Source organism: Neisseria sicca VK64 (assembly GCF_000260655.1).
In the GTDB taxonomy this organism is placed as follows: Bacteria; Pseudomonadota; Gammaproteobacteria; order Burkholderiales; family Neisseriaceae; genus Neisseria; species Neisseria sicca_B.
On record NZ_AJMT01000133.1, the window covers coordinates 1 to 6,160 of the forward strand.

Below are 6,160 nucleotides of genomic sequence, written 5' to 3' on the forward strand. Positions count from 1 at the left end.
GGTAATATTTATGCGAACGAAAGCCTGTTTAAATCGGGCATATCGCCACACCGCCCTGCGGACAAGGTTAAGAAAAAAGAATGCGCTGTCTTGGTGGAAACGATTAAAGCGGTATTGCAGCGCGCGATTGAAACCGGCGGCAGCACGTTGCGCGACTTCGTCAACAGCGACGGCAAAAGCGGCTATTTCCAGCAGGAATATACGGTGTACGGCAGGCACAACGAACCCTGCGTCCGTTGCGGCGGTTTGGTGCAGAAAGAAGTTTTGGGGCAGCGCGGGACGTTTTATTGTCCGAACTGCCAAAAATAATGTATGAACTTGTTTTCAGACGACCTCTTTGTCATCTGGGTCGTCTGAAAACGTTATTATAGTGGATTAACTTTAAACCAGTACGGCGTTGCCTCACCTTGCCGTACTATCTGTACTGTCTGCGGCTTCGTCGCCTTGTCCTGATTTAAATTTAATCCACTATAAATTTAATCTACTATACTATGATTTGATGCACATTTAATACGAAAAGAAAAATAGTTATGCACTCACAAAAAGCCCCGTTTTTTACCCGTTTGGGCAGATTGTTCCGCCTGGCGGGTTGGCTGTTCCGAACCGGAAGGCATTTGCGCCGTATCGATGCCGGCAATCCTGCCGAACGCGATCATGCGGTCATCACTTTAGGCAAAGGCGCGCTGGAAGCCTTGGATATCGAATTGGAAATCGGCACGCCGCCCGCAGATAATGTAAAGGGTGTTTTGGTGGCGGCAAACCATGTGTCTTGGCTGGATATTTTCGCCATGAGTGCGGTGTATCCGAGCAGCTTTATCGCCAAGCAGGAAATCAAAGACTGGCCGGTCTTGGGCAAAATGGGGCAAAACGCAGGCACGGTGTTTATCAATCGAAATTCCCGACGCGATGTCGAGCCGATTAACCAAGCCATTTGCGCCGCGTTGAAAGCCGGGCAGAATGTCAGCTTTTTCCCCGAAGCGCGGACTTCTTTGGGCTTGGATATTTTGCCGTTCAAAGCCGCACTCTTCCAATCCGCCATTGATGCCGACGCGCCTGTTCAGGCGGTTACGCTGCGCTATTATGATGATACTGGTAAAAGGACGACTGTGCCGTCTTATGCACAAGTCGATTTGGTGCGCTCACTTTGGCGCATCGTTTCCATGAAAAAGCTGCGCATCCGTATTGATTTTGCCGCCCCGATTCGTCCCGGCAAAGACGAAGACCGCTTTATGTTGAAAGACAAAGTAGAAAGCAGCATCCGCGAAGTCGTATTGTCCGACGCACACGATTCCGAAAAATAATTCCAAGCCAGGGGCTTGTTTTCTTTCAGACGACCTCTATTTAAATGGAACGTTCGCAGGTTGGGTTTCATAGCTTCAGGTAATTAATATTATTTGAACTATAAATTATACAAATCAAACTCCCTGCGCTAGAATGCACACATTCACTCGTATCATTCCCTAAACCTAAAATTTCAAGGAGATCCAAAATGGCTTTGCAAGATCGTACCGGTCAAAAAGTACCTTCCGTCGTATTCCGTACCCGCGTGGGCGACACTTGGAAAGATGTTTCCACTGATGATTTGTTCAAAGGCAAAAAAGTAGTCGTATTCTCTCTGCCCGGCGCATTTACTCCGACTTGTTCTTCTTCCCACCTGCCGCGTTACAACGAATTGTTCGGCGCGTTCAAAGAAAACGGCGTTGACGCAATCTACTGCGTATCTGTAAACGATACTTTCGTGATGAACGCTTGGGCTGCCGAAGAAGAAGCTGACAACATCTACATGATTCCTGATGGCAACGGCGAATTCACCGAAGGCATGGGTATGCTGGTCGGCAAAGAAGACTTGGGCTTCGGCAAACGCTCTTGGCGTTACTCCATGCTGGTTAACGACGGCGTGGTTGAAAAAATGTTCATCGAGCCTGAAGAGCCGGGTGATCCTTTCAAAGTGTCTGACGCTGACACTATGTTGAAATTCATCGCTCCTGACTGGAAAGCTCAAGAATCTGTTGCCATCTTCACCAAACCTGGCTGCCAATTCTGCGCTAAAGCTAAAAAAGCTTTGCAAGACAAAGGTCTGTCTTACGAAGAAATCGTATTGGGCAAAGATGCAACTGTTACTTCCGTTCGCGCCATTACCGGCAAGATGACTGCTCCTCAAGTCTTCATCGGCGGCAAATACATCGGTGGCAGCGAAGATTTGGAAGCTTACTTGGCTAAAAACTAATTGCCTAGTGCTTGAGACGGTTTAAAAAGCCGTCTGAACAGAAAAATAGAGTTATTCAGACGATACGCTACACGGTCGTTCTGAATAGCTCTATATTTACAAGTAGAATTTGAGATTATTGTTTTAAATCGAAATTTTAAAAATAGTTATCGATTTTTTATTTTTGATAGTTTATTAAATAGGTCGTCTGAAAACCTGATACGCTTCACGCTGATACCGCTTCGGACGCTCAACAAAAAAGGACAAAGATTATGAAAAAAATTCAAGCAGATGTCGTCGTAATCGGCGGCGGTACTGCCGGCATGGGCGCGTTTCGCAATGCCCGTTTACATTCGGATAATGTTTACCTGATTGAAAACAACGTGTTCGGCACGACCTGCGCGCGCGTGGGCTGTATGCCTTCCAAACTCTTGATTGCTGCCGCAGAGGCGCGCCATCACGCATTACATACCGACCCGTTCGGCGTGCATTTGGATAAAGACAGCATCGTCGTCAACGGCGAAGAAGTCATGCAGCGCGTCAAATCCGAGCGTGACCGTTTTGTCGGCTTTGTCGTTGCCGATGTGGAAGAATGGTCTGCCGACAAGCGCATTATGGGTTCGGCTAAATTTATCAACGAGAATACCGTCCAAATCGACGACCATACCCAAATCACGGCAAAAAGTTTCGTGATTGCTACCGGTTCGCGTCCCGTCATCCTGCCGCAGTGGCAGTCTTTGGGCGACCGTTTGATTATCAATGACGACGTTTTCTCATGGGATACGCTGCCTAAGAGCGTCGCCGTGTTCGGACCGGGTGTTATCGGTTTGGAACTGGGTCAAGCATTGCACCGTTTGGGCGTGAAAGTTGAAATTTTCGGCTTGGGCGGCATCATCGGCGGCATTTCCGACCCCGTCGTTTCAGACGAGGCGAAAGCCGTGTTCGGCGAAGAATTGAAACTGCATTTGGATGCTAAAACCGAGGTCAAACTTGATGCGGACGGCAATGTAGAAGTCCATTGGGAGCAAGATGGCGAAAAAGGCGTATTTGTTGCCGAATATATGCTGGCAGCCGTAGGCCGCCGTCCGAACGTTGACAATATCGGTTTGGAAAACATCAATATCGAAAAAGACGCGCGCGGCGTACCCGTTGCCGATCCGTTGACCATGCAGACCAGCATTCCGCATATCTTCATCGCTGGAGATGCGTCCAATCAACTGCCTCTGCTGCACGAAGCTGCCGACCAAGGCAAGATTGCCGGCGACAATGCGGGCCGCTACCCGAATATCGGCAGCGGTTTGCGCCGCAGCACCATCGGCGTAGTGTTCACCAATCCGCAAATAGGCTTTGTCGGTTTGAAATACGCGCAGGTTGCCGCGCAATATCAACCCGACGAATTTGTCATCGGCGAAGTATCGTTTAAAAACCAAGGCCGAAGCCGCGTGATGCTGGTAAACAAAGGTCATATGCGCCTGTATGCCGAAAAAGCCACCGGCCGCTTCATCGGCGCGGAAATCTTAGGCCCGGCCGCCGAACATTTGGCGCACCTGTTGGCATGGGCGCATCAAATGAAGATGACCGTTGAGCAAATGCTGGATATGCCGTTCTACCATCCCGTTATCGAGGAAGGTCTGCGCACCGCGTTGCGCGATGCCGATGCGAAGTTGAAACAGGCTTGATGGGTTGACCTAATCGGTCTGCCGGAATGAAAGGTCGTCTGAGAACTTGATTTAAGGTTTTCAGATGACCTTTTTTGTCTTTACGTTACGGAATAAAATCAGTTGCGGAGACATTGCTGTGTAATGTGTAGTTCGGATACCTGTATCCGACGAATATTTGATGCTTCTATTTTCTTTACGCGTTGTTGCAGATGGAGATGTCGGATTCAAGAATCTGACCTACGGCAGATTTGGTTGCCGAAACGGGAGGTCGTCTGAAAACTCGAATTTGAAGGTAAGAATCCTTTAAATCTTGAGTATTCATTAAAATCTGTTCAGATGGTTGCTATCAGCTGGGTTCTGTATGTTACAGGGCTTGGCTTTTTTCATTTCAAACGGCATTGTCCGCAGTAATCAGGAAAGATTAAAAGGAAAGGGGGGGGTAATTTTAACCGGCTTTCTAAGCGTTTCTTAAAAATCCATTGCATTTTCGCTCAATCCATTAACATTTAACCTTGTTGGAAACGCAATTTGTTTGTTAGTATTAAGCCATTGCCGTTACGTCCGCATCACGGCGGCGACGGACAACCTCCAAGACGGACAACCTCCAAATAGAAAGGACACATATCATGGCTAAATTATTGGTCGCTCCGGTATCCGCCGGTTTGGACGTGGCAGCAGCAAGCAAAGCCTTTGCCCAAGCTTTGGGCGCGCAAGTTTTCCAACCGCTCGACGCATCCGCCGAAACTCTGTTGGCACAAGGCAAAAGCGACGACTGGTTTGACGCTGTGGTCGGCAAAGCCGTCGCACTCAATACCGACAAACTCGTTATCGAAGGTATCGCCCCCGATGCGGACAAACTCTTCCTGTCCGGCAAAAACGTCGAGCTGGCGCTGTCTTTGGATGCAGGCGTAGTCCTGGCGTTGCAATCTGACAATGCCGACGCAGCCGAAGCGGCACACCGAATCAACCTTGCCAAACAGCTTTACACCAACTCTCCGGGCCTCTTGGAAGGCTTCATCATTGAAGGCGCGGCAGCATCCGTAGGCGAAGAAGTTGCCCGCCTGACCGGACTGACGTTCTACGGCTCAAGCAGCGCACTCAAAGACGTATCCGCTTTGGCAAAACGCGAAGCCTCCCGTCTGTCTCCCGCCCAATTCCGTTACAACCTGATTGATTTTGCCCGTAAAGCCGATATGCGCATCGTCCTGCCCGAAGGCGCAGAACCGCGTACCGTCGCCGCAGCCGCCATCTGCCACGAAAAAGGCATTGCCCGCTGCGTCTTGCTTGCCAAGCGCGAAGAAGTTGAAGCCGTTGCCAAAGAACGCGGCATCAGCCTGCCTGACTCATTGGAAATCATCGATCCCGCCACATTGGTCGAACAATACGTCGAGCCGATGTGCGAATTGCGCAAATCCAAAGGCCTAACGCCTGAAGACGCCCGCAAACAACTGCAAGACACCGTCGTCCTCGGCACCATGATGATGGCGCAAAACGACGTGGACGGCTTGGTATCCGGTGCCGTTCATACGACCGCCAACACCATCCGCCCCGCCTTGCAGCTGATTAAAACCGCACCGGGTGCCAGCCTCGTGTCCAGCGTATTCTTCATGTTGCTGCCCAACCAAGTCCTCGTCTTCGGCGACTGCGCGGTCAACCCGAACCCGACGCCCGAACAGCTTGCCGATATCGCCATCCAATCCGCCGATACCGCCAAAGCCTTCGGTATCCCGCCTAAAGTCGCCATGATTTCCTACTCCACCATCAACTCAGGCAGCGGCCCTGATGTCGATGCCGTGATTGAAGCGACCAAACTGGCAAAAGAAAAACGCCCGGATTTGGAAATCGACGGCCCGCTGCAATACGATGCGGCTACCGTGCCTGAAATCGGCAAAACCAAAGCGCCTGAAAGCACCGTTGCCGGTCAGGCAACCGTCTTGATTTTCCCAAGCCTCAACACCGGCAACTGCACCTACAAAGCCGTACAACGCAGCGCCAACGTCCTGAGCGTCGGCCCGCTGTTGCAAGGTTTGCGCAAACCGGTCAACGACCTCTCCCGCGGCGCATTGGTAGAAGATATCGTCTTCACCATCGCCCTGACAGCGGTTCAGGCAAAACAAATGGCAAACTGATGATTTGAATTTTTAAAGTAAACACAGGTCGTCTGAAAACCTATCAATAAGGTTTTCAGACGACCTTTTTGTAGTGGATTAACTTTAAACCAGTACGGCGTTGCCTCGCCTTAGCTCAAAGAGAACGATTCTCTAAGGTGCTGAAGCACCAAGTGAATCGGTTC

5 protein-coding genes are annotated in these 6,160 nt (G+C 50.2%); all 5 read left to right on the forward strand.

What is annotated here, in order from left to right; translation table 11 throughout:
• Positions 1-309, forward strand: a 309-nt coding sequence (locus tag HMPREF1051_RS07905; protein WP_003766772.1) for a zinc finger domain-containing protein, incomplete at its 5' end; no start/stop codon positions are given.
• 221 nt (positions 310-530) lie between these two features.
• Entirely contained in the window at positions 531-1,301 is a 771-nt protein-coding gene (locus HMPREF1051_RS07910; RefSeq protein WP_003766847.1) for a 1-acylglycerol-3-phosphate O-acyltransferase, read from the forward strand.
• 188 nt (positions 1,302-1,489) lie between these two features.
• Positions 1,490-2,227 carry a redoxin family protein gene (locus HMPREF1051_RS07915; RefSeq protein WP_003740760.1) on the forward strand — a complete coding sequence of 246 codons (738 nt, stop codon included), beginning with the start codon at positions 1,490-1,492 and terminating at the stop codon, positions 2,225-2,227.
• A gap of 251 nt (positions 2,228-2,478) precedes the next feature.
• On the forward strand, positions 2,479-3,885 hold the full coding sequence (locus HMPREF1051_RS07920) for a dihydrolipoyl dehydrogenase (protein ID WP_003766854.1): 1,407 nt from the start codon (positions 2,479-2,481) through the stop codon (positions 3,883-3,885).
• 608 nt (positions 3,886-4,493) lie between these two features.
• On the forward strand, positions 4,494-5,996 hold the full coding sequence (pta, locus tag HMPREF1051_RS07925) for a phosphate acetyltransferase (RefSeq protein ID WP_003766849.1): 1,503 nt from the start codon (positions 4,494-4,496) through the stop codon (positions 5,994-5,996).
• Positions 5,997-6,160 lie beyond the last annotated feature (164 nt).